Genomic DNA, 25,855 nt, shown 5'->3' on the forward strand with positions numbered 1-25,855 from the left:
TACCTCCATTAAAATATTAGTTTGTCTGAAAAACTCTTCCCATTATGATTGTATTGTAATATTTTCCATCTGATAAGTGTTTATCTTTTTTTAAAATCCCTTCTACTTCAAAACCATTTTTCCGATACAGTTCTATAGCCTTCACATTAGTTTCGAGAACACTCAACGTTATTTTTTTTATTTCATTCGTGTCCGCCCATTTTATCGATTCCGTTAAAAGATTCTTCCCTATACCAAATCCCCAACATTCTTTTAAAACACCAACTCCAAATTCTACTTTATGAGCTGTTCTTTTCAAATGGTTTCCTTCACATCTCGAAAAACCTGCAATTTCTCCATTGACCTCAGCGACTAAAAAGAGGTTCTTACTATTATCTGTATCATTTTTTATTAACTGTTTAAAACTAGCTTCATCTAAGAAAGCTTCTCCTTTTTCTCGATCCAAATTTTCTGTTTCCCCATCAATTTGTAATCGAACAAACGACAAGCTTTTTGCATCTTTTTCTGTTGCAGACCTTACGATGTACTTGATGCTTTGCATGTGTATTTCTTTCGAATCAACTTTCATTAATAACACCCACCCCGATCAAACCATTTTCCTGTAACTTTGAACTGAGTATCTTTTCCACTCTTCTTTTAATGTATCCCAGTGAACAATTTTCCATGGGTTAAAGAAGGTTTGTCCATTTTTATTGAAAAACAGGTTGTTCCCTAAACAATACGATGCGTGTTGTATAATTCCCGCTTCGTTTACCCAGGTAACGACATCACCATCTTGAAATTCATCGTACGTTTTTACATACCCTGCATTTTCAATTCCCTTGATGAATGTTTGTTGATGAATCCATTCGTGAATTATCCACTCATGATTTATTGGAGAAGTACTAATTGCATATAGAGTTGCTGCAAAACAATTGGCACCTGCATCTGTTGAGAATGTATTTGCATATTTTTTAATGTGCCTTGGTACTCCTGTAGGCAATTCTATTGAATTCCAGCTATCCCATTCCAATGCATATGATTTTATGATTTGTTCCCTTGTAGTAATCGGAAGTTTCTTCCACATGTCATATTGAATGACAATGTAAAGTCCTTCATCTTTTTTTACAATATGTTCTTTGGGAATGATATTTAAATCTGAAGTTAACTTGGTTGGTACAATCAAGCCTCTTCCCACTTCTACTTGTAATAGAAGAAGCTTTTCTCTTTCTTTCGGTTCTAATTTATTAATCCAATCAGATTGAGCAACTATGACAATCTCAATCTCCTTTGAGATATTCCAGTGCTCGTAGCTGTTTGCTAATTCAATCTTTCTATAGGAAGCATGATTGAAAAACTCATCTCTAGGAATAACAAGTATTTCATTTAGATAACTCATTATGTACCTTAAATCCTCTTCTTTCATAAAATAGAAGTCTTTTTCTGGTACATATGCCGAAATCCAACTAGCCATTTGTTCTCTAGTTGGATGTAGTTGAATGTTCATTCTAAAATCCCCTTAGTAAATTACACTTTTAATAAATGAGTATTACAATAACTAATTATGTATTTTGAAAACCCGATCGTATCTTTCACTCGCAGCTCGTCAGAAGTGTAGTGAGTATTTTTAACTCCCTTACGAATGTCGATTGCTTCTTTTACAATTGGATGCCACTCAATAGGGACATGCTTCAAACCATATTCGCCTGCATCAATTTTTGAAATGATGTCGTGTTACTTCAACACATTTACCCGTTCAATTTCCTAGATTCATAATCGTTTTTAGTCAAACCAAATATATTGTGGTCAACATATTTGTCGTAAAGCCATTCCGCACTTTTTATACAACCTTCATTTTGAAAGCCTAGCCGATTAGGAATAGCGAGACTCTTATGATTCTCTGTTGCAACTCGAATTTCAATTCTATTTAATTTCAACTCATTAAAACAATGTTCAATTACTGCAGCACAAGCATTTGTCATTAATCCTTTTCCTTGAAATTTCTCACCTAGCCAGTAACCGATTGAAGTTGATTTATTCGTCCAATTCACCGCATGTAAACCAATAACTCCTGCTAGTTCGCCTTTATACCAAATGCCTGCTTGAAAGCCATTATTCTGACAAAATTGTTTCATTGTACTTTCGATGAACATCATTGAATCTTTAGGGGACTGCGTAAAATCAACCCAAAACAACCACTCACGGAGAGTAGTTCTTGATTGGTTTGTTAGATTATAAAGATCATCTGCATGTCTTATTTCTAATAAACGTAAATCTGTATGATCATCAATTAATAGTTTAAACATCATGAAGCCTCCACTCTTTTAATAACGATAGTTTCCTAGAATTTTAATAACTCAATTTATGTATCTTTTTAAACATTGAAGAATGATATCAGGTCTATCAATATGAATATCATGATCACTATCTTCAGCAATGACCATTTCACCTAAACTAGACATTTGTGACAATTCTACCTGCAACTTACGCCAAACATCTTCATATAAAGCAGCTTCTTCAGAAGGGATACCATGTTTTGTAAAAGCTTTAATGGATGTTTTTTTATCTCTGGCAATAACCGTTAGAGGAATGTCAGGGAACTTCCCTAGTTTGATTATGTTTCTGCTACTTGATTCCCAGTTTTCGAATTCATTTGCAATCGTTTCGAAACGTAGAGGACTTGAAATAAAATCTTTAAATTGCCTTGAATCCCTACTCGGCAATATCATTTCGTATTCCGAAATTAAATCATTATATTTAATTTCAAGTTTCTCTTTTGAATTTTTTGATGTATTTAAATTGTTCTCTACCATTTTCTCTATTGATATTAACGAATTCAATACCGGAATATTTAGCTTGTATAACTTACTGTAGTTAAATGAAGTTGAATCGATAAGGATTAAACCTTTAATTTTTTCAGGATACATCTTGGCATAATGTTGTGCACATAAGCCTCCAAAAGAGTGACCCATTAGAACGAATTGTTCATGAATCCCTAATCTTTCCACTAGTTGATTAAGTTCTGTAGCAATATTGTTTGTTGTTCTAGTTTTTTGTGAAACTGCACTTTTTCCATAACCTGCCCTATGATATATGACGACTCTAAAATCTTGTTCAATTTGGTTAATAAATGAAATCCAATTATAAAAGTCTCCACCTATCCCCATCTCAATGATAAGTGTTAATTTCCCAGTTCCAAATACTCTATATTCCAATTCAAGTTCTTTCACTCAGACACCTCTTTTGATATTTCACAAGTTACTTCATACTTTTAATAAATGAGAGTTACAATAACTAATTATGTATTTTGAAAACCCGATCGTATCTTTCACTCGCTGCTCGTCAGAAGTGTAGTGAGTATTTTTAACTCCCTTACGAATGTCGATTGCTTCTTTTACAATTGGATGCCACTCAATAGGGACATGCTTCAAACCATATTCGCCTGCATCAATTTTTGAAATGATGTCGTACTCCATTAAGGTATAATATTGACGCAACAATCCAAGGACAGACCATTCGATTGTAGTATTAATCTCTTCCTTCGAGTATTTGCTTATTTCATTAAAAGCACTTTCCAAACTCGATGTTCGATTTGCCCAATACGTATTCATATTGCTATTAACATATGTTATTAAGTCATGTGGGCTTGTCTCATATGTGAACGATGTACATTCCGGTCCTACAATGCAAATGCCCTTTGTTTTTAACAGCCACCACGTAATCGGATTTATGTAAGATTCAATTCTAATTTCCCCACTCTTATAAACAGGATAGCGATTTTCATGAATAGCCAACTTGCCAAGGTCATCCCAAACAATATAGACTCCATCCATTTCAATAGAGTTGTATGTATGCGCAATTTCCCGATGTATTTCAGATAATACATTGATATCAAACTCTAATAAACGTCGACTCATTACTGTAACAAAATCAATATCACTGCTACCTTCAACATAAGCATCTAATGCAATTGATCCCTGAATATAAACGCCCTCAAGGAGATTTGGAAATCGTTCATTTACTAATGAAATATAGTCATTCATTACTCCAGTTACTAACTGCGGTATTAGTTGCTTCATATTAGTTTCCCCTTCGCTACAATTGAATGGCTCTTATATCAGTCCATCCATACACAATTTCGTTTAGTTTGTCTCCAGCAATTTCTACCTCGATACAATCTAATTGCTTTCCACCAAGCGCCTCATAGAATTGGCAAGAGTTGTTTTTCTCCAATACTAGTACCAACATTGAATTTATATTTAAGCTTAATAGTTCATCAATGACAGGTTTCACGAGCAATTTACCTATCCCTTGTCCTTGATATTCTTTTAAAATGTAAATAGCGTAAAGTTCACCGTCAGTTCCCGTGTAATTCCCACTTCTTTCTTTACCTCCAGTGGAAAACCCTACAATGACACCTTCATCGTTTTCAGCTATATAAACCTTCATATTCGACATATTTGATGCCCATAATTTTTCTCGGCTTTCGTATGACAACTTGTTTAAAAATTCATCAGAAATAATGTCCCTATAAGTAGTTCTCCAACTATCCACGTGGACCTTAGCTATTCCATTGACATCAGCTATATCAGCCATTCTAATTTTCATGCTTAATTCACCTCACATTGATAGTTGAAAATACTTTCCGATAACTCTTCTGTATTTAAATGTTATTACTCATTAATTTCATAAATTAAGGTATCAAATAATTTATCGTCTCTATAAAGTAAAATAGCCCATTCTCCTTTTTGAGGGATTTTTATAGAAGATGGTGAATGGGAATCTGCTCCATTATTAGGACCACTTAGTATTAACGACCATGAATCTTCAAGTAAAAGAGGATAAACTTTTTGTGTTTCTTTATGAAAGCCTGCTATCGTTAACTCTTCATTTGGCGGTACATCCCAAAGGTGCCACATCCACTTTTGTCTATCTAAGCTCGGCATATCTGCACCGATAACACCGGATTTATTTTCATTTCCGATGACACCATATTCACCAAATTCAACTGCTTTCTTTTGCCAATCAATTTTTTGAAAATCACTTTTTTGAATAAAGTCAGGTGCAGTATCAGGAATTTTCACCTCTTGATTTGTACAACCAGCAACAATTAGTAAAGATAAAAATAAAACAAATAACTTAGTGAGTTTATTCATAAAATCGCCCCTAATTTTAGAAAAATCTTATATCGGATTAGTTCAACAAATTCCCGATGATCACGATAACGATTGAAATGGCAAAAAAGCCGAATACGAAATACCCAAAGAATCGCAACGGTTTGGGCAATTTATTCATTTCGATTTGGGCAGGCACACTTCCTTCTATATTACTCATATGGTCAATTACATCATTCATCGGTTTTTTATCTGTCATTCAAATTCCTCCTTGTATTCATTCCCATCTGCATCGAAATATTTAAAATCAAATCTTAGGCTATCTTCATCACCATTAGGTTTCGCTATAGTTATCCAGGATACATTGCTTTGACTCACATCAAATCCCTCTTTAAAAATGCGTTCATTAACACTCAATTCCATTTGAGCAATCTCGTTAAATTGGTTCGAAACAATCAACATTCTTAGAACATCAGATTTTTCATCTCGTAAGTTAGGAATGAATACAGCAAAGGATTCTCCCTCTTTCTTCTCCACATAATTCCACTCATAATTCCCTGCAGGGTTTTTATAAAACTGAATAAATGCTGGACTGTCATGAAGTAGAAAGCTCACAATCCTATTATTATGAATATCTTTGATTTCCAAAATCTCAATCGATTCGCTATTGTAACCATCTATTGATTGGATGACTTCAATTATGGACTCTTTGTCATTTCCGTACGCTTGTTTATTAATAACTGATACATAAATAATGATGATAGCAATTAGAGTAATAGCTATAATTGTATACTTACTGTTAAGTTTATTTATAAAACTATTAAACACACTCATTGTCGGCTATTGAACCACTCTTTGTACTCTTCCTGCGTATATTCATCTGTTTTAACTACCGTCCATTGACTGTTCGTTTTTTCCAAGAAAATCTTCATTACATACTCTCCTCCAGACTCATCAAAGTCCTTTCTTAAATAGACAGTGCTCCCATGAACAAGAACGATAGCATTTTGATCGTCTATCATATTGACTTTCATTCGACCATAACTTTCGATATTGTAATTGGCATCTATTAAGTCAAAATGTTTATTTAAAGATTCCATCTCTTCTTTCTCGACGTTAACGCCTTCTTTGAAATCGATATCGTTTTTCAATCTCGGATATTGGTTCCACAAAATTTGAATATCATTTTTAACCACCGCTTGTGTTCGATAGTACATATACTCTCTAACAATCTTTGAATATTTGACCCATTCAGATGGTTCAGGCTCAATAAAATCTTTCATATCTTCCTCGGCATTCAAATTTTCCGTTTGTGTAGGATGTTGGCAGCTTACTAATAACGATAAAGGTAGGATGAAAATGATTACTAAAAAGAATCTTTTCACTTTTACACCTCCAATTTCGACTTCACTATTCCGATTACATCCCCTGGACTATTTAGCTTTGGAAAAACATCCCCATGCAAATTTGATTGCCTGAACCACGTCGCTTGATAGGAATTTATTCCAACATCAGCAGCGCCTTGTAATTCATTAGAACCTCCATCGCCAATGAAGATTGAATCTTGAGGGGCTACTTGTAATGCTTCACATGCGATTGTGTATATTTTGGGGTTTGGTTTAGCATACTTCACCTTGTATGAAAAAATAGTAGTATCAAATATCTCTGCAAGTGGAGATTGAGACCAGCTCTCCACTTCTTCTGGCGCACAATTGCTAATTAAGCCAAGTTTTATATTCATGTTCTTTAAGAGATGAAGAGTATTTATAATCTCGCTATCAATATTTAGAAATGGAACAGTTTTCACATGAACTCTTTGTAAATGAATTTCATCAATTATACTTTTATCAACTGTTTGATTATGACTCTTTAAAATATCCTCTAATGCACATTGATGATTTTCAAAAGCTCCTGTCATTCTTCGATCCATTCTTTCTGCCCATGCTTTTCTATAAACTTGCTCATCTAATCCCAATTTAGCGACGGAATATGTTGCCTTCTTTTGATCGCCTTCCCATTCAGTAATCAATGTTTCATACAAATCAAAAAATACTGCTTGAATAATATAAATCCCTCCAAGAATGAATTTTAATCTAGGTTGACATTACTAGTTAACCTCTCATTAATCTTCTGAATAACAAATCGATAGTAGGATAATTGATGAGGTACAAAGTCATTTATGTTTACCACTTTATTTATGAAAGATTTTTCACCTAATTCATTTATTTCAAAACCCTCTACAAACAGTTCTTCTCGATTCCCAAAAAACATCTCCGAAAAGTTATTAAATTCAGCTTTAAAGAGCCCTGCTACTTCATCTTTATCTAACGAAAATTCTTCGAAGCTCTTATGATTTTTGAATAAAAATATATGTGCAATTTCATTGTCTATAAAGTTAGGCTTTGTCACACTATACTCAACTTCACCCAATGGAACTAACTCTTGGAAAGATACATTAATACCTAATTCTTCTTTAATCTCCCGTACACCTTCTTCTATTGTCTCAGTTGACAGTATATGCCCGGCTGCAGTTATGTCCAAAAGGTTGGGATAATCTTTTTTAGAATTACTTCGATGCTGCAAATAAATATAATTTTTTTCATTTTCTTCGCTAATAAACCAGCAATGAAATGCGTCGTGCCAAAACCCTAATCGATGTACTTCTTTCCGAGTAGCGATTCCAATTTGGTTTCTCTTATGATCCATAATTTTTAATCGTTCAGTCTCCATAATTTCCTCCTGGTCCCCTCTAACTAATGTAAAAAAACTGCTCTGCTGGTTTTTGTTTGGTCTATCATAATAAAGTCTTTATTCACTAAAATACCTACCGACAGCACCGCCATACCGAAATAAACCTTTTAACCTTCAAGCATTTCTTGGTAAAAGTATTCTTCCCCGTCAAGTTCAACGATTAAAAAACCACCATATCCTTCTTCACTTGTAGAATAGAATTTTGTTCCAACAGGTAATTTCGTTGCTTGTAAGTCCTTGAATCCAAATCTTTTAGTTGATTGATATTTTATTTCACCTAAAAGATCGTACTTAGTAAATGAACTTGTTTTTTGTTTGACCCATTCAACTTCAGTCACATTACCGAAAATGCGACCTTCAAATTGGAATATATCCTCATTAGGATATTGTTTTAACAACTCACGTGCGGTTACTCGACCTCCATCAGCCATACCGCAACCGACTAAAAGAAGAGTTATGATCAAAAGTATAAGCATCACCAAAGTTTTCATTGATTTACTCCTCTAACCTAATACTTTTCAATTGATAGCATGCCTTTAACATCCAATTTGCGAATCGAACTAATTCTTCATTATCTAAATTCGTTTCTGAAGTTCTTCCTATGTAGACATCTAAAGTTTCTCTTACAATCGTCTGAAATTCACTTGGAAGATTTTTAAGCCCCCATAGCCCGCCTTCTTTTTTCGAAGATATCTTGTCTTCTTTGAGATACAGCAAAACTCTACATAAATTCAACGTGAAATAAACGGGATTTTTAATAACCTCTTGTGTCGCATCTTCAATATCATTCATTATTGAGTGGATATAATATTCTCGCTTAATCGGTTTGAAGATTGTTTTTATTTCTTCTCCAAATAATGTTCTTCCCCGGTGATAGGTGATCATCATATGTGCAGCTAAATCATAATCTTCAAAGCCTGGTCCTCCACATATGTAGGTCTCATCTTCTAAATATCGAGGATGGAAATAATGCAACTCAAATGGTGTAGGGTAGACAAATGTGGATACATATTTTTTTAAGATGATACTCATTTCCAATTGATTTGGATTTCCCGATGTGACCTCTAACAATCTCTTAATGATTCTCATCTTGATGTCATTTGAGATTTCCCTTTCACAAACAACTAATACATCCACGTCACTCTTATTTGGATTGAAACAATCCATAGCTAAAGAACCATGCAAATAAACACCAACTAAATTGTCATGTAATTCATCTTTAAATACTTCGAGGATTTCATTTAGATATTGTTTAACAGACATCTTTTCACCTGCTTTTTTAAGCTAAGATTTTATACGGTTTAACTAATACTGGATTTTTTGATTCCACCTAAGCTACCTCAATCATTTATTGAAATTCAACTTAAGAGTTACTACCTCCCATTAATATTAACAGATGTTGGTAATTAATTTTACGCATTTTTGCACTTATCTGAATTTATTAATTAAGAAACCATAAATAAATATTCTTATTGACATCATTAAAAAAGAGGCATAATGTTTAGTATTATTTTGAATTCTTTCAACTTAGGAAGTGTCTGTATGAGGACCATTAAAAAGAAACGCTTTTCAATCTCGCCTCCGCTAGCTATTGCAGGAAGTTTTTTATTCCTTATTGCTCTTGGGACGGCGATGTTGAAGCTGCCATTTGCAACGACTACATGGATATCATGGACGGATGCGTTGTTTGTAGCTACTTCAGCTACAACTGTTACTGGATTAAGTGTATTCGATCCTGGGACAACTTTGACGTTGTTCGGAGAGCTCGTATTATTGGTTCTCATTCAATGTGGTGGGATTGGGTTAATGACATTTGCAGTCGCGTTGTTGATTGTATTGGGAAAACGAGTGGGACTGCAAAACCGAATTTATTTACAGGAGTCATTTAATCAAAATTCGGTTGGTGGGATTGTCAAATTGGTTCGTTTAATCCTCACTTTTGTTCTAACAGTGGAAGCGGTAGCTACCATTATTTTAACGATTTACTGGTTTGAGGATTTTGGATTGAAAGATTCGTTTTATTTGAGTTTATTTCACGTCATCTCCGCATTTAATAATGCAGGATTTTCTTTATTTCCTGATAATTTGATGGGCTTTGTTGGCGATCCGATCGTGAACTTGATCTTGTCATCGCTCTTTATACTCGGTGGTCTTGGGTTTACTGTCGTAATTGATTTATATCAAAAGCAATATTTTCGACAGTGGTCATTACATACGAAGTTAATGATTGCTGGAACCGTGATTATAAATATTTTTGCGACACTTGTTATTTTTGCTCTTGAATTTAATAATGCTCAAACGATTGGTGATTTGCCAATGTATGAAAAAATAATGGCATCCTATTTTTCAGGAGTAACTCCACGTACTGCTGGATTCAACACATTAGACTATGGGGTTATGGAAGATCCAACTTTGTTATTTACAATGTTTCTCATGTTCATTGGTGCTGGTAGTGCATCTACTGCCTCAGGAATAAAATTAACCACATTCATTGTCGTTATTTTAGCCACTATGGCATTTTTACGTTCTCGTGGAGAGCCCGAAATCTTTGGTCGTTCTATTCGATTAGAAACGGTCATTCGTTCATTGGCGATAACCACGATTGGGTTACTGCTAGTGGTGTCATTCATATTCTTACTAACTGTAACGGAGACATTACCATTTTTACCGCTCGCCTTTGAAGTCGTATCGGCATTCGGTACAGTCGGACTATCAATGGGTATTACGTCACAACTCTCTGATCTCGGCGAAGTTTTACTTAGCATGGTCATGTTTGTAGGACGTATAGGTCCGTTGACGATTTTCTTTATTTTAATGAAACCGAAAAAAGTGAATTACCGATATCCTTATGATCAAGTGTTTACGGGATGATATATGACGACTCATTGACAAGAAACTTGTCGATGGGTCGTTTTTCTCTCGTCCTGAATTGTGTGGAAATCATGAATTTTTGAATTGGACTGTTGAATGCTTGAATGTGTTGGATGAAATGGAGAATACGTCTACTGAATCCTTGAATATACCCAGCGAATCCTCGAATACACCCCACGAAATCGAGAATGCGCCAATTCCTCTCACACAAAAAAGATGTCCTCACTTTCGCGAGAACATCTACCTAACTTCCTATTCTGTAATATGCATAAAACAGTGTAATTCGTTGAGAAATGCACTGTTTCATACATATTATGTCTTAAGCACAATCATTAATTGCCTGCATTATTTTTCGAACTTCCTTTTCCTGGATTCGAAGGATCAATACCTTTGATATCGGTACTAGTTCCATCTGCTGGTTCAGAACCATTTCCAAGACCGTTATTGTTTTTTTCTTTTTTCTCTTTTGATTTTGTTGAAGTTGAAGTTGAAGTTGAATTGTTCTTAGTTGAATTTGTTGATTTCACACTTGAATTACTATTTGTTGTAGATTTTGCTTTTGTTTGGGCTTTACCTGGATTTGAAGGGTCAACACCTTTGACATCGCTGCTTGTGCCATCTGCTTCTTCTGATCCATTTCCTAAACCGTTATTATTTTTTGTTTTCTTTGTTTCTGTTGTTCTTGAAGATTCTTGATTCATAATCGTGCTAATTCCTAATATTGATGTTAAACCATTGTTTGTCCCTGTAACTTCTTCAGTTTCAATCACTTCTTCAGTTGTTGTTTTGCTGCTTGTAATGAAACGTTGAATCATTTCTCGATAAGAATTTACCGTCGCAGTAGTTTCACTTTCTGGTAATTCAGTTGAAACGCCCATTACAGCTGTTTGATCATTTAATTCAGCTTGTTCAGTTTGTATTTCAGTTAAGATTGTTACCAGCTCTTCTTTTGAAAGAGAATTGTCACTATCATTTGAGATTGCTTCGATTAAACCTGTTGTTAATAACATGTCACTTCCTGTTGGCATAAGCATAACGGTTGTTTCACCATGACCACATGCACAGTTGCAATTTTCATTTTTTGAATCCTCTGAATCTGCCATAACCGTAGGCATAATCGTTCCACCCGCAAAACCTAATCCGATAAGAGCTGTAAATAACAAAACCTTTTTCATTAATAAATCCCTCCAAATTAGTATTAATAGTCTATTGACTAATTCGAATATAAATAAACTCATATTTTTGAAAAAACAATAGGTCTATAGAATCTAATTTTATTTCGGATTTTATGTACCTTAAGAATCAACACACTTACTAATAAAGGGTTATCAGTACTTTTCCAACTAGTTTAGGAGTTTCAAACAATAAAAAAACGACTCCGCATTGAAGGAGTCGATTTATTTCACAGTTATGAAATTTGAAAACAAAGTTTGCACCATTTTCAGGTACAAACTTTGTTTTTTAAAATTTATCGTTTTGCAATTTCTTCTTGTAAGATTTTATTTACAAGTGGTGGGTTAGCTTGGCCTTTTGTTGCTTTCATGATTTGACCAACTAAGAATCCAATTGCACGATCCTTACCATTTTTGAAGTCTTCAATTGATTGCAGGTTCGCATCCAATGTTTGAGTCACGATGTCACGAAGAGCACCTTCGTCTGATATTTGAACTAAGCCTTTGTCTTTTACAACTTGTTCAGCAGTTCCACCATTATCAGCAAGTTCTTTGAATACTTTTTTCGCGATTTTCGAAGAAATCGTCCCGTCGCTGATCAACTTGATCATTCCAGCTAAACCTTCTGGCGTAAGTTTCGTGTCATGTAATTCTTTTTGATCAACGTTTAGATAAGCTGATACTTCACCCATCATCCAGTTGGAAGCAAGTTTCGTATCCGCACCCAAGTGAATCGTTGATTCAAAGAAATCGGACATTTCTTTCGTCAAAGTTAAAACCATTGCATCGTATGCTGGTAAACCTAATTCACTTACATACCGTTCTTTACGAGCATCTGGCAATTCAGGAATTTCTGCACGGATACGGTCCATCCATTCTTGGTCGATCACAAGATCCACTAAGTCCGGCTCTGGGAAATAACGATAATCGTCAGATCCTTCTTTGACACGCATTAACAATGTTTTCCCTGTTGACTCATCAAATCGACGTGTTTCTTGCAGGATTTCGCCACCTGAAAGAAGTACTTCCGCTTGACGAACTTGCTCGTGCTCTAAACCGCGACGAACGTAGTTGAAAGAGTTTAAGTTTTTCAGCTCTGCTTTTGTACCGAATTGTTCTTGACCATATGGACGTAAAGAAATATTTGCATCACAACGAAGTGACCCTTCTTCCATCTTACAATCAGATACACCCGTGTACTGGATAATTGATTTTACTTTTTCCAGATAAGCATATGCTTCTGCAGGCGTGCGAATATCTGGCTCTGAAACGATTTCGATTAACGGCGTACCTTGACGGTTGTAATCGACAAGTGAGTAGCCTTTATCCGTATGAGATAGTTTACCTGCATCTTCTTCTAAGTGAAGACGAGTAATTCCGATGCGTTTTTTGTAACCGTCTACTTCAATTTCAACCCAACCATGTTCACCGATTGGTTTGTCGTATTGTGAGATTTGGTACGCTTTCGGATTATCCGGATAGAAATAGTTTTTGCGATCGAATTTTGTATGCGTTGAAATTTCACAGTTAAGTGCCATTGCAGCCTTCATTCCGAATTCGATTGCGCGTTTATTTACAACAGGTAAAACACCTGGGTATCCAAGGTCAATTACATGTGTATTTGTATTAGGTTCTGCACCAAAATGTGCAGGTGAAGGTGAGAACATTTTTGAATCTGTTTTTAGTTCAACGTGGATTTCTAATCCAATAACTGTTTCAAAGTTCATTATTTAGCTCCCTCCCAAATTTGAGGAGTTTGTTTGTGGAAGCTTGTTGCTTGCTCGTAAGCATGTGCAACACGGTAAATTGTCGCTTCATCAAAGTGTTTCCCGATAATTTGCAAGCCTAGTGGCATACCATCAGCAAATCCACACGGAATCGAAATTCCTGGTACACCCGCTAAGTTAACTGGAATTGTTAAAATATCATTTGCATACATCGTTAATGGATCATCATTCTTCTCGCCAACTTTGAAAGCTGGAGTTGGAGTAGTTGGTCCAATAATAACGTCATACTTTTCAAATACTTGATCGAAATCATTTTTGATCAATGTACGCACTTGTTGTGCTTTTTTATAGTACGCATCATAAGAACCTGCACTCAACGAGTATGTTCCAAGCATGATACGTCGTTTTACTTCGTCACCAAATCCTTGTGCGCGTGTTTTTTTGTAAAGATCCATAAGGGATCCTACATTGTCAGCACGGAAACCATAACGGATTCCGTCAAAACGAGCTAAGTTTGATGATGCTTCAGAAGATGAAAGTAAGTAGTAAGTTGCTAAACCATATTTTGAATGTGGCAATGAAACTTCTTCCCATGTTGCGCCTAAAGTTTCAAGTACTTTCAAAGCATCCAAAACAGATTGTTTCGCTGCTTCTCCAACACCTTCACCTAAGTATTCTGATGGTACAGCAATTCGAAGTCCTTTAATATCACCTGTTAGTGATTTTACAAAACTAGGCACATCAACATTTGCCGACGTTGTATCACTTGCATCTACACCTGAAATCGCTTCTAGTAAAAAGGCATTGTCTTCTACTGTGCGTGTAATCGGACCAATTTGATCTAATGAAGAAGCAAAAGCGATAAGGCCATAACGTGAAACGCGACCATATGTTGGCTTCATTCCAACTACACCACAAAATGCTGCAGGTTGACGAATCGATCCACCTGTATCTGAACCTAGAGAAAATGGTACTTCACCAGCAGCTACTGATGCAGCGGAACCACCTGAAGACCCTCCAGGTACACGATCTAAGTCCCAAGGATTACGTGTGATTTTATACGCAGAGTTTTCATTCGAAGAACCCATAGCGAATTCATCCATATTCAGTTTACCAACTGTTACGAGTCCAGCTGCACGAAGTTTATGTACAACTGTTGCGTCATAAATTGGGTTAAATCCTTGGAGAATTTTTGATGCACTTGTTGTTTCTAATCCTTCTGTCACGATGTTATCTTTCACACCGATTGGCATACCAAATAATGGCCCACGTTGTTCAAATGGCACTTGGTCCATTTCGCTTGATTGAGCGGTTGCTTTTTCTTTATTTAAAGCCAAAAAGGCATTTACATCTGCGTCTACTGCTTCGATTCGTTTGAAAGATTCAGCTGTAAGATCAGCAATCGAAATTTCTTTTTTATGTAGTAGAGCTTGAAGTTCAGATGCTTTGTGGTTGAATAATGTCATTGGGTTCACTCCTTGCTCTGGTCTATTCTAGAATGGTTGGTACTTTAACTTGTCCCGCTTCTTGCTCGTGAACGTTTTTCATCATTTTTTCTCGGTCTAGACCAGGAATCGATTTGTCTTCGCGTAACACATTTACAAGTGGTAAAACGTGTGTAGTAGGTTCTACATCCGTTGTATCAAGCTCATTTAATTGCTCCGCAAAATTAGTAATCGCTGCAAGCTGACCTGCAAACTTTTCAGCCTCTTCCTCTGTAATGGCAAGACGCGCTAAATGCGCAACGTGCTTCACTTCTTCTTTTGAAATATTCGCCATTTTATACACCTCCGAATTCGACAATCATACCGACTATCATATCATTTTTCAGCCTAAAAGAATAGAGACAGCTCAAGTGCTGTCTCATGCATTAAAACCATCTTGCAATATGGCTCGCTAGAACTACAGATGCGAAAGTCTGTTTTCAGTTTGAAATTTCCCTCTTTTACAGAACGTCTTCTAGCAGTATCGATATATTCATGAAAAATCAATCATAAATATGTACGTACGGCTCTTTGTCTCCTGCTTTTTTAATCAAAAATGCTTCGGGTCCGTTTATAGACGTCACGCTCACTTCAACTTGAATCGAATCTGGGAAACGTTTAATAACAGAGCCCGCCATATATTGCGTGAAACCTATAATTTCTGCTGAGCCATAAAACTGAATTGGGATATCAATGGTCACTTTTTTCACCAAATCATCCTGATAGAAACCAGTGGCGATTACACTTGTATAATTCGAAAAATATTCATCAATGTCTTGCTTAAATTTTTTAAAAGCATTATCCATTTCACGATATTTTTCTTCGGTAATCGGTTGCGGGAACAATATAAATTCCTCGTTTATAGGTGTCCATTCTCCAATACTGCCTTTACCTTCAGATGCGTTTCCAAATGCCATATAGGTTCCCGGCACAATCGAGTTACGACTCTCTTGTTTGAATAAACCAATTGTAATTGGGACATTCTCTAGACCTTCCATTGTTCGCATTCTAGCAACAATTTCATTGGCCATTTTCTTACCTTGTTCCAACAAAGCACTTTCTGGTATCGGTTCTTCGAATGTTGGACCGTATTGGATTTTTTGATAATAATAAATCGAGTTTAATGCCAATCCAATCGAAATTCCGTCAAGTTTAACTTTGTTATCATCTGTCTTCACTAAATAATTTTGTTCTAATATGTGTGCCAAGTACATCGGTGCTTGTGTAGCTCTTTGTTCAGGAGTCATATCTTTAGTCACTGATGGGTTTAATCCAAGTGGTTGTTCTTCAGATTTTCTTGACAACCAAGAACTGATCACTTCAGCATCTAACATTTGACCTTCTTGGAAGAAATATTTATCGGGTGAATAAGAGCGCTGCGAAATACGAGTCAGCCCATTTTCTACTTCCTTGACATCATACTTTGAGTTGACATTTGAAACGATCATGCCTCGGCTAGCACTCTTTTCGTAAGGCAATAACGTACGGTAATACTGATCAGAAAGTTGAAGATTTGGAATGGTGGTTGTTTCAACTTCACTATCGATTTCTTGAATCACTTCTGTATCGTTGGTCATGGATGGAACACATCCGACTATTAAAGATAAAGAAATCATGGCCGGAATCCAGCTGATTCGTTTGATCATATGAAGGACTCCTTTACTGGTTTAGTTCTTCGATTAAGCGATTTTCATCCCACACAGGAATATCTAAGCTATTTGCTTTGTCGAGTTTAGATCCCGCATCTTCACCTGCGATGACGATGTCGGTTTTTTTACTGACACTCCCTGATACAATGCCGCCTACTTGTTCTATTTTCTCTTTTGCTTCTTGACGTGTCAATTGTTCTAATTTCCCGGTTAATACAACTGTTTTACCAGTTAATAGATGATTTAAATTAGAAGTGTCTACTTTTTTACCTGTATAAGAAAGATTGACTCCATATTCTTGTAGACGTTTGAGGAGGCCTTTAACTTCTTCATTATCAAAATAACGAATAACGGAATCCGCCATTTTATCGCCTATTTCATGAATTGAAACGAGTTGTTCACTTGTTGCATTTGATAAAGCGAACATATCTCCAAACTCTTCGGATAAAATTTTAGCTGCTTTTTCACCTACATGACGAATCCCCAAACCGAATAACACACGTTCCATCGAATTTTGTTTAGACGCTTCTATCGACTCCACTAAATTTGTAGCTGATTTTTCACCCATGCGATCTAGTTGAACAAGCTGTTCTTTCGTTAATGTAAATAAATCAGAAACGTCATGAATAAGTCCTTCACGGAATAATTGCTCGACGACCTTTTCACCAAGTCCATCTACGTTCATCGCATTTCTAGATACAAAATGAATCAAGCCCTCTGTAATTTGAGCAGGGCATTGTGGATTCACACATCGTAAAGCCACTTCCCCTTCTATGCGGACAAGCTCACTTTCGCAAACCGGACAATCTGTCGGCATTTCAAATGGGATAGACTCTTCATTTCGTTCAGCGAGAACGACAGAGACAACTTCAGGAATAATATCTCCCGCTTTTCGGATGATGACGGTATCTCCAATGCGAATATCTTTTTCACGAATAAGGTCTTCATTGTGTAAAGAAGCTCTTCCCACAGTGGTACCAGCTACTTGAACCGGTTCCAAAATAGCCGTTGGCGTTAAGACACCTGTTCGACCAATCGTCAATTCTACCGAAAGAAGTTTCGTTTTCACTTCTTCAGCTGGGAATTTGTACGCAGTTGCCCATCTTGGGCTCTTTGCGGTAAACCCAAGATCTTGCTGATGTACGTAGCGATTAATTTTAATCACAATGCCATCAATTTCATACGGCAGGTTTGGTCGTTGCTCTGTCCATTTCTCGATGTAAGCTTGCACTTCATCAATGGACTGGCAAAGTTTACGTTCTTTATTCGTTTGAAAACCAAGTTCATCTAAGTAATCAAGCGCTTCAGCATGCCCATCAAGTCCAAGTGCTTCTCCATCTCCACCAATCCCGTAAACAAAAATGGAGAGATTGCGACTTGCTGCTATTTTAGGATCCAATTGACGAAGCGAACCAGCTGCTGCATTTCGTGGATTCGCAAATTTTTCTTCTTCATTGGCCACTCGTTGTTCATTCAAAGCTAAAAAGGATTTTTTAGGCATATACGCTTCACCGCGAACTTCAATCGTAACAGGTTTCTTCAAACGTAACGGAATCGCACGAATGGTTTTGAGGTTTTCGGTAATATCCTCTCCCACTCGACCATCTCCACGAGTAGCACCACGAACGAAGACTCCCTCTTCATAGGTAAGAGAAATCGCAAGTCCATCAATTTTTAGCTCACATACATACGAGAACGAATCGCCGATGCTTCCACGAATTCGTCGATCAAAGTCATCTAAGTCATCACGTCCAAATGCATTCGATAAACTTAGCATTGGATACGTATGTGCGACTTTTTTGAACCCTTGTAAAATCGTCCCTCCAACACGTTGAGTGGGCGAATCTGGGAAGATTAAATCGGGAAATTCTGTTTCAATTTCAATCAGCTCTTGTAAGTACTGATCATATACAGCATCTGGCACGAGCGGTTTGTCCAGTACGTAGTAGGCATATCCAGTATCATGCAACAGCTGATTTAGTTCTTTTACACGTTGTTCCAATTGCACTTTATCCATTTTTGTTCCTCCGCTCGGATCATATAATTCAAGTCTTAAAAGTTATTGAAAGTAGCAATTCCTTTAAAATTTATACTTTTTCAATCGGCGCAAACTTCGCTAATAATCGTTTAATACCAGTTGGGCTTGGGAAAGCAATGTCTAGTTCCGTGTTTTCACCTTCTCCACGAACACTAACGACCGTTCCTTCTCCCCATTTCTTATGAAGTGCTTTACTTCCAACTTGCCATCCTAGTTTGTCTCCACCAGAAGTTTTATAAACGGGACGTTGAACGGCAGCACGTGTTGTGGTGCCCGTTGAGCGACTTGTTGTCGTCGTCCGATTCGACCCGGCTTGTTGTTTTAAGACCACTTGCTCCATAATATCATCTGAAATTTCAGCGATAAATCGAGATGGGTTGTTGTAACCGCTGCGTCCAAATAATGTACGAGACTGTGCACATGTTAAATACAAGCGCTCTTCAGCACGTGTAATACCTACGTAAGCAAGTCGACGTTCTTCTTCCATTTCATCGGTATCGCCAATGGACCTTGAGTGAGGAAACACATTTTCCTCCATACCTACGATAAAGACCACTGGGAATTCAAGTCCTTTTGCAGCATGCATTGTCATTAATACGATATTGCCTTTCGACTCATCTTCTTCGCTTCCTAGCTTGTCTAAATCGGAAATAAGGGCTAAGTCAGTTAAGAAAGTAACGAGCGATTTATCATCACTGCGCTCTTCAAAAGCTTTCGTTACGGATAAAAACTCTTCTATATTTTCTAATCGGCTTTCTGCTTCGATGGTTTTTTCATTGCGAAGCATATTACGATAACCGGTTTTGTCTAGCACCTGTTCAACAAGTTCTGTTACCGATAAAAATTCCTGCATTTTCGAAAAACCCTCAATTAATGCATGGAACTTGGCCGCTTCATTTGCTGCGCGTGCAGGAAGTCCCATGAAATCAACTTCTTGAAGTGCATCAAAAATTGAACGATCTTGTTCAATCGCAAATCGAGCCATTCGCTCAAACGATGTAGCGCCAATATTACGTTTAGGTTCGTTAATTACACGTGACAACGACAAATCGTCCTCATTGTTCGCTATAAGACGTAAGTATGCGAGTAGATCTTTAATCTCTTTTCGATCATAGAACTTCGTTCCGCCGACAATGGTGTAACCCATGTTCGACTTCACTAAAACTTCCTCCATTACACGAGACTGTGCATTTGTTCGGTAAAGAATCGCAAAGTCGTTTAATGTACGACCATCGGTTTCCATGATTTCTTGAATGGTTTTCACAACAAATTGTGCTTCTTGTTGTTCATCGTAAGCTTTATACACTCGAATCGGTTCACCCGACTTATTTTCTGTTCGAAGTTCTTTCGGATAACGACCTGTGTTATTAACAATGACGTCATTGGCTGCTTTTAGGATGCGTTGCGTCGAACGATAGTTTTGCTCAAGCATGATAACTCGTGCTTGAGGATAATCTTTTTCAAACGACATGATGTTTTGAATATCCGCTCCACGCCATCTGTATATGGATTGATCGGAATCTCCTACTACACAAAGGTTGCCAAACTTTTTCGCCAGCATTTGAACTAAATCATACTGAGCTTTGTTTGTATCTTGGTACTCATCCACATGAATATACTGAAATTTGTTTTGATAGAATTCCAGTACTTCAGGAACACGGTTAAAGAGTGTCAACGTCGTCATAATCAAATCATCAAAATCAAGTGACTGGTTTTTCCGTAGGCGTTTGTCGTAGGCAGTATACACTTCCGCCGCTGTTTTCTCGAAAGGATTGAATTGATTGGCTTGGCTTTGGAATGTTGCCGCATCAATGCATTCGTTTTTAGCTGAACTTATGGCATTTAACATCGAGCGTGGATCATATTTTTTGGGGTCGATATTTTGATCTTTTAAGATTCGTTTAATGACGGTTAATTGATCACTTGTATCTAAAATCGAAAAGCTTTTCGAATAGCCAATGCGGTCAATATCTCTTCGAAGAATTCGAACACACATGGAGTGGAATGTTGAAACCCACATACGGTCGCCTGTTCCATTCCCAAGTAATCCATCGATCCGATTTCGCATTTCACGAGCCGCTTTATTCGTAAATGTAATTGCTAAAATTTTTGAAGGATAGACGTCTTTTTCCACAACTAAATAAGCGATGCGGTGCGTTAAGACACGCGTTTTACCAGATCCCGCTCCTGCCATTATGAGGAGGGGTCCTTCCGTTGCTTTTACTGCTTGTTCTTGTTCAGGATTCATCCCGTTTAATAAGTTTTTTACGAGTAATTCCATTTTGCACCGTCCTTTACCAAACATTTGTTCTTCTATTATAAGCTGTTTTGAATCAATGTCAAAAAGCCTCTGATTTAACTGCTTCTACTGTTAATAAAGCTTCATCAAGATTGTCATATAGATGATTTCCGATGACAATTGTATCTGCGTAAGTAGCCATTTCTTTCGCTTGTTCGATGGACGTAATTCCACCACCATAAAATAGACGCGTGTGGTTTAGCACATCTTTAGCTGCTGCAACCATATGAGGATTTCCATATATACCGCTGTATTCCATGTAGAATATCGGTAACTTGAAGAAATTCTCGGCTAATCGTGCATGAGCAACGACGTCCTCTTGTGAAAGCTCTGTGTTCGCATCCGTCACGATGGCCGCTTTACAATCTTTATTTAAAATACAATAGCCCTCAGGGATGAGCTCGTCCCAATCCATAAAATCGCCATATGCTTTTATGGCATCTAGATGGAGTTCCTTCACCCATTTCGTGTTCGAGCTATTGAGTACAGTGGGAATAAAATAATAGTCAAACCCTGGTGAGATTGACTCTACATTTGATATTTCTAGGACGACTGGGAGCTTATAATGACGTACACGCATGAGTAAATCCAAGACTAACTCGAGTGTCACTCCATCTGTACCGCCTATGATGATGGCATCGGTTCCAGACTGACACACTTTCCTTAAGTTTTCGTCAGATATCTCTTTTGCAGGATCTAGTTTAAACACATGTCGCCATTTCAAGTAGTCCATGGTCAGCCACCTATCGTTAAATTCGGTATTAACATCCAATACGAAAATCAGTTTTTACCTATCTTATTAGTATAACAAAAAAACTGACTAGAGATGGTCTCTAATCAGTCTTTAGGGAATTGAAATGGTTTTTCGTCAGGATATAATCTTCCAAGCATCTCATCATATGTATCATTGCCGTAATCGAAACAGCGTCGAACACGCGAGATAGTAGCTGTACTTGCCCCAGTTTCGTTTTTAATGACTTCATATGTCTTTTTCAGACGAAGTAAATGGGCCACTTCAAATCGTTGAGCAAGAGATTGGATTTCGCTTATTGTGCATAGATCGTCAAAGAATCGATAACATTCCTCGATGTCTTTTAATTCTAAAACAGCTTTAAATAATTGTTCAGTTTGATGTCCGCGAATTTTTTCTATTTGCATGAATGGACCCTCCTTTCTTATGTTTCTTAAGGACTAAATGTCACCATCTGTTCCATACCCGGTTTCGTTTTCACTAAGTGAACCCAAGACTTTCCTGGAACTAACATGGCCGGCAATCCGTTTTCCATTGGAACGAGAATGCCATCTATTTGTTGCCATTCGATTTCTTTCATAATACCTGCTTGAAATAAATATGCACGACCGCCAGATGTTAGGTTAAGCTGTTGTCTTCCTTGGTCATCGATGGTTTGGTGTGGAACTTCAAAAAAGAGTAAGTTCGACAAACTCACTTGTTCAAGCGTGTCTTTATCCGTCGTTAAATGACCACCTGAAGAACGCGAGTATTGTTGAGTAAGTGTATCATACGTGTAGACATGGTGGAAGTCTTCACTTACACCAAAACGAACATCAATCACACTTGCGATCGCACCCATTTTCGCTCCTTCTGCAGACTCATAATAAGAAAAAGGCGGCATCTTTTCGATTTCAATGCTCGCTCCTACTTTTTCCATCCCTTGCAAAACGTGTTCCCCAGTCGTATATGAATTATGTGGCGCTTTCCGATCCTTCGATCGATTAAAAAGCGTTCCATCATACTGCATCCCATTTATATGGTCGACTACACCTGAAGCTAGAATTTGGCGTGCTTCTGGACTGTATCCATGTGCGACGTAAAATGCATCAAGCCCATTTGCGATTTCAATGAAATAATCACGCGCACTTCGAACCGGTCCAATTCGTTCAGGCAGTTCGCTTTGATATAAAGCTAGTAATCTCGTTACGTTAGCTTCCGCTACCATTTCGTAGACAATGTCTGCTTGCGCAATACCAGATTGCGGACGAGCGTGTGGATGATTATTAATCGTGACTAGCACTGGACGATTCGTGAACTCTTCTTCTCCGCGAACACCAGTAAATGGCGCTTGATAGGGTAGAATCACTTCGACTTCTTCTTCTCCATCTGTCATGTCGACGACTTCAATTTCTTTTTCTTCATCGTCTTTTGCTATTTCGGTTGATTCTTCTTTGTCTTTTGAACAACCTGAAATAAGTAACACCGCGAACACAGCTACTAAATACTTCTTCATTTCCCCATCCCCCTTACGATCTCATAAACGAAGGGAACAATACTGATTTTTTCATGACGTCATAAATCCCACGTTGTGTAATTCGAACGTATGGTAGATGCGTAGATTGTAAGAACAACAAAGTGTAGATGGCATCGCCATATTTATAACCTCGCTCTGAAAGTGCTTTTTTCAAGGCTAATTCTTGTTCAATCAGTACTTCAACACTCTCTGATGAAAGACCCCCACCAATCGTCAGAGGAATATCTGCTACCACTTCGCCTTCTTCAACTAACACGATTCCACCTTTGCGACGTTTCATTTCATTGAAAGCTATCAGCATGTCTCTTCGACTCTTCCCGATCAGAATGATATCCCCTGTATTCGAGTAAGACGAGGCAAAACCCTGCACAGATGTGGCAAACCCTTTAATCATCGTATTGACACGCCACTTGCCTTGTCGATCCACGAGCATTAAAAAGCTTTCGTCATGATCACTGCTTAATCGATCTTCCCCAATATGAATAGAAACACTATACGGTTTCGTAATCACATCGTTGACCATCTCAATTCCAAACGGCATCGAGAATTCGAAATCGCCTTCGTGCATATCAAACGGGAGCTCAAGTTCACCGAGCCCAGACCAATCGATTTTCGGAAGATTCATCACTCTCTCGCCATCACGTTTTAACCAAACACCTTTTGAAAGAACACTCACTGGCACTGGATTTGTTTCGGATTCAAGGAAGTTCATAGTGGCAAATCTACCTGTGGCAATAAAACCATGGAGATTGGACATATTGTAATACCTCGCTACATTGTATGAAGCCATTAAATACGCATCAATTGGTTTTACCCCAGCATCAAGCGCCACTTGAATACACTTATCCATCACGCCATCTAGATGGAATGAAGGCGTCGAGCCATCTGTTGTCATCATGACATGATCGAAGACGTTCATTTCCTTCTCGACCATTTCTTTTAATAGATTTGGCAAGTCTGGACGTATCGATGAATGTCTTAACGTAACCGCATATCCATGAAGTAAGCGGCGTTCCACTTCCTCAACCGTCATGGCTTCATGGTCACCATCTGAACCTAGTAAGCGCATGCGTGCAAGAGTTCTCTCAGATGCACCAGGGAAATGTCCCTCGATTTTCTTGCCCTTCATTTTCGCTGATTGTAACCAATACAGCATCTGATCATCTCCAGCTAAAAGTCGTGGCCAAGCGGTTAACTCTCCGCCCATCAACACTTCAGGTCGCTCTAACCACTCACCAATTGATTTCGTGGTAAACAACTCATCTTCATTTTCAAGTTCCGTTTGCGAATCAAACCGAGCCCACCAATAGAACGAAAATGGCAGTTCATTTAACTGATCCAAAATTGAAAACGCTTTCTCATTTTCAAGCAATAAAAACAAAATTAAATTGTCTGATAGAAAAGTAGTCGTCCCTAATTGAGACGCATAATCAGCAAAAGATTGGGGATGATAAAGCTGGAATGGATGAACATGCGGTTCGATATAACCAGGCACAATATATTGTCCACTGGCATCAATCACTTCCGCCCCATCCGTTGAAGCTGGGAGTTCAGGTCCAGCATAAACAATTCGGTCTTTGGAAATCCAAATATTCCCTTGTACCCATTTTTTAAAAACACTATGTAAGTATGTTGCATTTGTAATGATCTTATCAGGACAAGCTTTTCCATCAACAATTTTTAGTTGATGACGAATTTCTTCGATTTTCCACAATGGATGTTGCAACGATTCCATTCTCCTTTCATGTGCCGGATTTTAAGGATTCCATACGAATCGATTATCCGTATTAGAAAAGATAGCAGCCCATCCTAAGTTCCGGACAAGCTGTATATCCTTTATCTTAGCATAGCAATATTGGAAAATACAGACGGCAAGGACACAATTTTGAAAATTCAGATAGGAGGAAACACGAAAATGTCACAATCTCAAAACATCAGCACGCGCAACGCCCTCGCACGACTAACAATGGGTCTTAGTATGCTCGCTTATGGCACGGCTAAACTCTCTCGAAACCCACAATGCAACAAAGGTCGCTTATTAGTCGCTCTAGGCGCTATGAAAGCAGCAGAAGGCACCGTCAAATATTGTCCAATGAAAGCCATGATGCAACAAAGTGGCATGACAGGTCATACTGGCGTACCCGAAGTCGGCCAACTAATGAAAGACTTCGCAAACAAAGGAATGAATATGGCTAGCGGTGGAAGCGCGGCTGGAGGGACTGCAGGTGGATCTGGCGGTGGCATGGCTGGTGGAACTATGGCCAATGCTGCCATGGGAGTAGCTGGCATGGCCGCTAACGCTATGAGTGGCAACACTTCTACTGGGACAGGTATGGGATCTGGTAGCAATGCAGGCAATAATGGGAATGGAAATGCTAATAAGTCGACTGGTTCATCAACGAACAACAACGGTATGGGTAATGGAACTGGTGTAGTTGGAACGAAAGCTGGTTGGTCGAGTTCTTGATGGTAGATGCGTGTAACGACAGATTATAGACACGTTG

The 25,855-nt window shown here is 37.7% G+C and carries 28 protein-coding genes; 2 read left to right on the forward strand and 26 right to left on the reverse strand.

Features of this window, described 5'->3' with window-relative positions; all coding sequences use genetic code 11:
* Positions 1–16: 16 nt before the first annotated feature.
* From ACHUE4_RS09270 to ACHUE4_RS09340, 15 genes are all read right to left on the reverse strand, one after another.
* Complete coding sequence (locus ACHUE4_RS09270) at positions 17–568, reverse strand: GNAT family N-acetyltransferase (protein WP_394189270.1); 552 nt, start codon at positions 566–568, stop codon at positions 17–19.
* Positions 569–586: 18 nt separating this feature from the next.
* Positions 587–1,486 carry a hypothetical protein gene (locus ACHUE4_RS09275; protein ID WP_394189272.1) on the reverse strand — a complete coding sequence of 300 codons (900 nt, stop codon included), beginning with the start codon at positions 1,484–1,486 and terminating at the stop codon, positions 587–589.
* Between the two features lie 20 nt (positions 1,487–1,506).
* Positions 1,507–1,707, reverse strand: a complete 201-nt coding sequence (locus ACHUE4_RS09280; RefSeq protein WP_394189369.1) for a DUF4111 domain-containing protein — start codon at positions 1,705–1,707, stop codon at positions 1,507–1,509.
* 20 nt (positions 1,708–1,727) lie between these two features.
* Positions 1,728–2,285: a GNAT family N-acetyltransferase gene (locus ACHUE4_RS09285; RefSeq protein WP_394189274.1), complete on the reverse strand. Its 558-nt coding sequence runs from the start codon at positions 2,283–2,285 to the stop codon at positions 1,728–1,730.
* Between the two features lie 51 nt (positions 2,286–2,336).
* Positions 2,337–3,209, reverse strand: coding sequence for an alpha/beta hydrolase (locus ACHUE4_RS09290; protein WP_394189276.1), 873 nt, complete (start codon positions 3,207–3,209; stop codon positions 2,337–2,339).
* A 33-nt stretch (positions 3,210–3,242) separates the two neighbouring features.
* Positions 3,243–4,058 carry an aminoglycoside adenylyltransferase domain-containing protein gene (locus ACHUE4_RS09295; protein WP_394189278.1) on the reverse strand — a complete coding sequence of 272 codons (816 nt, stop codon included), beginning with the start codon at positions 4,056–4,058 and terminating at the stop codon, positions 3,243–3,245.
* A 16-nt stretch (positions 4,059–4,074) separates the two neighbouring features.
* Positions 4,075–4,587, reverse strand: coding sequence for a GNAT family N-acetyltransferase (locus ACHUE4_RS09300; protein ID WP_394189280.1), 513 nt, complete (start codon positions 4,585–4,587; stop codon positions 4,075–4,077).
* 65 nt (positions 4,588–4,652) lie between these two features.
* Complete coding sequence (locus tag ACHUE4_RS09305) at positions 4,653–5,135, reverse strand: hypothetical protein (protein WP_394189282.1); 483 nt, start codon at positions 5,133–5,135, stop codon at positions 4,653–4,655.
* 37 nt (positions 5,136–5,172) lie between these two features.
* Positions 5,173–5,352 carry an amino acid transporter gene (locus ACHUE4_RS09310; protein ID WP_394189284.1) on the reverse strand — a complete coding sequence of 60 codons (180 nt, stop codon included), beginning with the start codon at positions 5,350–5,352 and terminating at the stop codon, positions 5,173–5,175.
* Positions 5,349–5,927, reverse strand: a complete 579-nt coding sequence (locus tag ACHUE4_RS09315) for a hypothetical protein (RefSeq protein ID WP_394189286.1) — start codon at positions 5,925–5,927, stop codon at positions 5,349–5,351. The genes ACHUE4_RS09310 and ACHUE4_RS09315 overlap by 4 nt, the downstream gene beginning before the upstream one ends.
* A complete protein-coding gene (locus tag ACHUE4_RS09320) occupies positions 5,924–6,478 on the reverse strand; it encodes a hypothetical protein (RefSeq protein WP_394189288.1) in 555 nt (184 codons plus the stop codon). The genes ACHUE4_RS09315 and ACHUE4_RS09320 overlap by 4 nt, the downstream gene beginning before the upstream one ends.
* Before the next feature lie 2 nt (positions 6,479–6,480).
* A complete protein-coding gene (locus tag ACHUE4_RS09325; RefSeq protein ID WP_394189371.1) occupies positions 6,481–7,176 on the reverse strand; it encodes an HAD family hydrolase in 696 nt (231 codons plus the stop codon).
* 5 nt (positions 7,177–7,181) lie between these two features.
* Entirely contained in the window at positions 7,182–7,823 is a 642-nt protein-coding gene (locus tag ACHUE4_RS09330; protein ID WP_394189290.1) for an NUDIX hydrolase, read from the reverse strand.
* Between the two features lie 128 nt (positions 7,824–7,951).
* A complete protein-coding gene (locus ACHUE4_RS09335) occupies positions 7,952–8,335 on the reverse strand; it encodes a hypothetical protein (protein ID WP_394189292.1) in 384 nt (127 codons plus the stop codon).
* Positions 8,336–8,339: 4 nt separating this feature from the next.
* The gene (locus tag ACHUE4_RS09340; RefSeq protein ID WP_394189294.1) at positions 8,340–9,107 is read right to left on the reverse strand and encodes an aminoglycoside adenylyltransferase domain-containing protein; all 768 of its coding nucleotides are present in this window, start codon (positions 9,105–9,107) and stop codon (positions 8,340–8,342) included.
* A gap of 279 nt (positions 9,108–9,386) precedes the next feature.
* Between ACHUE4_RS09340 and ACHUE4_RS09345 the strand changes: the two genes are divergently transcribed.
* A complete protein-coding gene (locus ACHUE4_RS09345) occupies positions 9,387–10,715 on the forward strand; it encodes a TrkH family potassium uptake protein (RefSeq protein WP_394189296.1) in 1,329 nt (442 codons plus the stop codon).
* A gap of 332 nt (positions 10,716–11,047) precedes the next feature.
* Here ACHUE4_RS09345 and ACHUE4_RS09350 read toward each other — a convergent pair whose 3' ends face one another.
* From ACHUE4_RS09350 to ACHUE4_RS09400, 11 genes are all read right to left on the reverse strand, one after another.
* On the reverse strand, positions 11,048–11,890 hold the full coding sequence (locus ACHUE4_RS09350; RefSeq protein WP_394189298.1) for a hypothetical protein: 843 nt from the start codon (positions 11,888–11,890) through the stop codon (positions 11,048–11,050).
* Between the two features lie 293 nt (positions 11,891–12,183).
* Positions 12,184–13,614 carry an Asp-tRNA(Asn)/Glu-tRNA(Gln) amidotransferase subunit GatB gene (gene gatB, locus ACHUE4_RS09355; protein WP_394189300.1) on the reverse strand — a complete coding sequence of 477 codons (1,431 nt, stop codon included), beginning with the start codon at positions 13,612–13,614 and terminating at the stop codon, positions 12,184–12,186.
* Positions 13,614–15,080, reverse strand: a complete 1,467-nt coding sequence (gatA, locus tag ACHUE4_RS09360) for an Asp-tRNA(Asn)/Glu-tRNA(Gln) amidotransferase subunit GatA (RefSeq protein ID WP_394189302.1) — start codon at positions 15,078–15,080, stop codon at positions 13,614–13,616. The genes gatB and gatA overlap by 1 nt, the downstream gene beginning before the upstream one ends.
* Positions 15,081–15,102: 22 nt before the next feature.
* The gene (gatC, locus tag ACHUE4_RS09365; RefSeq protein ID WP_394189304.1) at positions 15,103–15,393 is read right to left on the reverse strand and encodes an Asp-tRNA(Asn)/Glu-tRNA(Gln) amidotransferase subunit GatC; all 291 of its coding nucleotides are present in this window, start codon (positions 15,391–15,393) and stop codon (positions 15,103–15,105) included.
* Positions 15,394–15,601: 208 nt separating this feature from the next.
* Positions 15,602–16,741, reverse strand: a complete 1,140-nt coding sequence (locus ACHUE4_RS09370; RefSeq protein ID WP_394189373.1) for a CamS family sex pheromone protein — start codon at positions 16,739–16,741, stop codon at positions 15,602–15,604.
* A gap of 16 nt (positions 16,742–16,757) precedes the next feature.
* Positions 16,758–18,764 carry an NAD-dependent DNA ligase LigA gene (gene ligA, locus ACHUE4_RS09375; protein ID WP_394189306.1) on the reverse strand — a complete coding sequence of 669 codons (2,007 nt, stop codon included), beginning with the start codon at positions 18,762–18,764 and terminating at the stop codon, positions 16,758–16,760.
* A 70-nt stretch (positions 18,765–18,834) separates the two neighbouring features.
* Positions 18,835–21,066 (reverse strand): DNA helicase PcrA, encoded by a 2,232-nt coding sequence (gene pcrA, locus ACHUE4_RS09380; protein WP_394189308.1) that lies wholly within the window; start codon positions 21,064–21,066, stop codon positions 18,835–18,837.
* 58 nt (positions 21,067–21,124) lie between these two features.
* On the reverse strand, positions 21,125–21,817 hold the full coding sequence (gene pcrB, locus ACHUE4_RS09385) for a heptaprenylglyceryl phosphate synthase (protein WP_394189310.1): 693 nt from the start codon (positions 21,815–21,817) through the stop codon (positions 21,125–21,127).
* A 104-nt stretch (positions 21,818–21,921) separates the two neighbouring features.
* Positions 21,922–22,242: a YerC/YecD family TrpR-related protein gene (locus ACHUE4_RS09390; RefSeq protein ID WP_394189312.1), complete on the reverse strand. Its 321-nt coding sequence runs from the start codon at positions 22,240–22,242 to the stop codon at positions 21,922–21,924.
* A gap of 26 nt (positions 22,243–22,268) precedes the next feature.
* Entirely contained in the window at positions 22,269–23,330 is a 1,062-nt protein-coding gene (locus ACHUE4_RS09395) for a DUF3048 domain-containing protein (RefSeq protein WP_394189314.1), read from the reverse strand.
* Between the two features lie 13 nt (positions 23,331–23,343).
* Entirely contained in the window at positions 23,344–25,077 is a 1,734-nt protein-coding gene (locus tag ACHUE4_RS09400) for an adenine deaminase C-terminal domain-containing protein (RefSeq protein ID WP_394189316.1), read from the reverse strand.
* A 189-nt stretch (positions 25,078–25,266) separates the two neighbouring features.
* On the opposite strand from ACHUE4_RS09400, the gene ACHUE4_RS09405 reads away from it, so the two are divergent.
* On the forward strand, positions 25,267–25,818 hold the full coding sequence (locus ACHUE4_RS09405) for a YgaP family membrane protein (protein WP_394189318.1): 552 nt from the start codon (positions 25,267–25,269) through the stop codon (positions 25,816–25,818).
* Positions 25,819–25,855 lie beyond the last annotated feature (37 nt).

Origin of the sequence: Paenisporosarcina quisquiliarum (genome assembly GCF_043641925.1) — a bacterium.
Lineage (GTDB): Bacteria > Bacillota > Bacilli > Bacillales_A > Planococcaceae > Paenisporosarcina > Paenisporosarcina quisquiliarum_A.

Coding starts and splice junctions, on each gene's coding strand:
- ACHUE4_RS09340 (WP_394189294.1), bottom strand. CDS start 9,107: ATGTCTGTTAAACAATATCTAAATGAAATCCTCGAAGTATTTAAAGAT.
- ACHUE4_RS09295 (WP_394189278.1), bottom strand. CDS start 4,058: ATGAAGCAACTAATACCGCAGTTAGTAACTGGAGTAATGAATGACTAT.
- ACHUE4_RS09305 (WP_394189282.1), bottom strand. CDS start 5,135: ATGAATAAACTCACTAAGTTATTTGTTTTATTTTTATCTTTACTAATT.
- ACHUE4_RS09405 (WP_394189318.1), top strand. CDS start 25,267: ATGTCACAATCTCAAAACATCAGCACGCGCAACGCCCTCGCACGACTA.
- ACHUE4_RS09390 (WP_394189312.1), bottom strand. CDS start 22,242: ATGCAAATAGAAAAAATTCGCGGACATCAAACTGAACAATTATTTAAA.
- ACHUE4_RS09335 (WP_394189292.1), bottom strand. CDS start 8,335: ATGAAAACTTTGGTGATGCTTATACTTTTGATCATAACTCTTCTTTTA.
- ACHUE4_RS09275 (WP_394189272.1), bottom strand. CDS start 1,486: ATGAACATTCAACTACATCCAACTAGAGAACAAATGGCTAGTTGGATT.
- ACHUE4_RS09270 (WP_394189270.1), bottom strand. CDS start 568: ATGAAAGTTGATTCGAAAGAAATACACATGCAAAGCATCAAGTACATC.
- pcrB (WP_394189310.1), bottom strand. CDS start 21,817: ATGGACTACTTGAAATGGCGACATGTGTTTAAACTAGATCCTGCAAAA.
- ACHUE4_RS09300 (WP_394189280.1), bottom strand. CDS start 4,587: ATGAAAATTAGAATGGCTGATATAGCTGATGTCAATGGAATAGCTAAG.
- gatA (WP_394189302.1), bottom strand. CDS start 15,080: ATGACATTATTCAACCACAAAGCATCTGAACTTCAAGCTCTACTACAT.
- pcrA (WP_394189308.1), bottom strand. CDS start 21,066: ATGGAATTACTCGTAAAAAACTTATTAAACGGGATGAATCCTGAACAA.
- ACHUE4_RS09345 (WP_394189296.1), top strand. CDS start 9,387: ATGAGGACCATTAAAAAGAAACGCTTTTCAATCTCGCCTCCGCTAGCT.
- ACHUE4_RS09315 (WP_394189286.1), bottom strand. CDS start 5,927: ATGAGTGTGTTTAATAGTTTTATAAATAAACTTAACAGTAAGTATACA.
- ACHUE4_RS09350 (WP_394189298.1), bottom strand. CDS start 11,890: ATGAAAAAGGTTTTGTTATTTACAGCTCTTATCGGATTAGGTTTTGCG.
- ligA (WP_394189306.1), bottom strand. CDS start 18,764: ATGGATAAAGTGCAATTGGAACAACGTGTAAAAGAACTAAATCAGCTG.
- ACHUE4_RS09310 (WP_394189284.1), bottom strand. CDS start 5,352: ATGACAGATAAAAAACCGATGAATGATGTAATTGACCATATGAGTAAT.
- ACHUE4_RS09285 (WP_394189274.1), bottom strand. CDS start 2,285: ATGTTTAAACTATTAATTGATGATCATACAGATTTACGTTTATTAGAA.
- gatC (WP_394189304.1), bottom strand. CDS start 15,393: ATGGCGAATATTTCAAAAGAAGAAGTGAAGCACGTTGCGCATTTAGCG.
- gatB (WP_394189300.1), bottom strand. CDS start 13,614: ATGAACTTTGAAACAGTTATTGGATTAGAAATCCACGTTGAACTAAAA.
- ACHUE4_RS09330 (WP_394189290.1), bottom strand. CDS start 7,823: ATGGAGACTGAACGATTAAAAATTATGGATCATAAGAGAAACCAAATT.
- ACHUE4_RS09395 (WP_394189314.1), bottom strand. CDS start 23,330: ATGAAGAAGTATTTAGTAGCTGTGTTCGCGGTGTTACTTATTTCAGGT.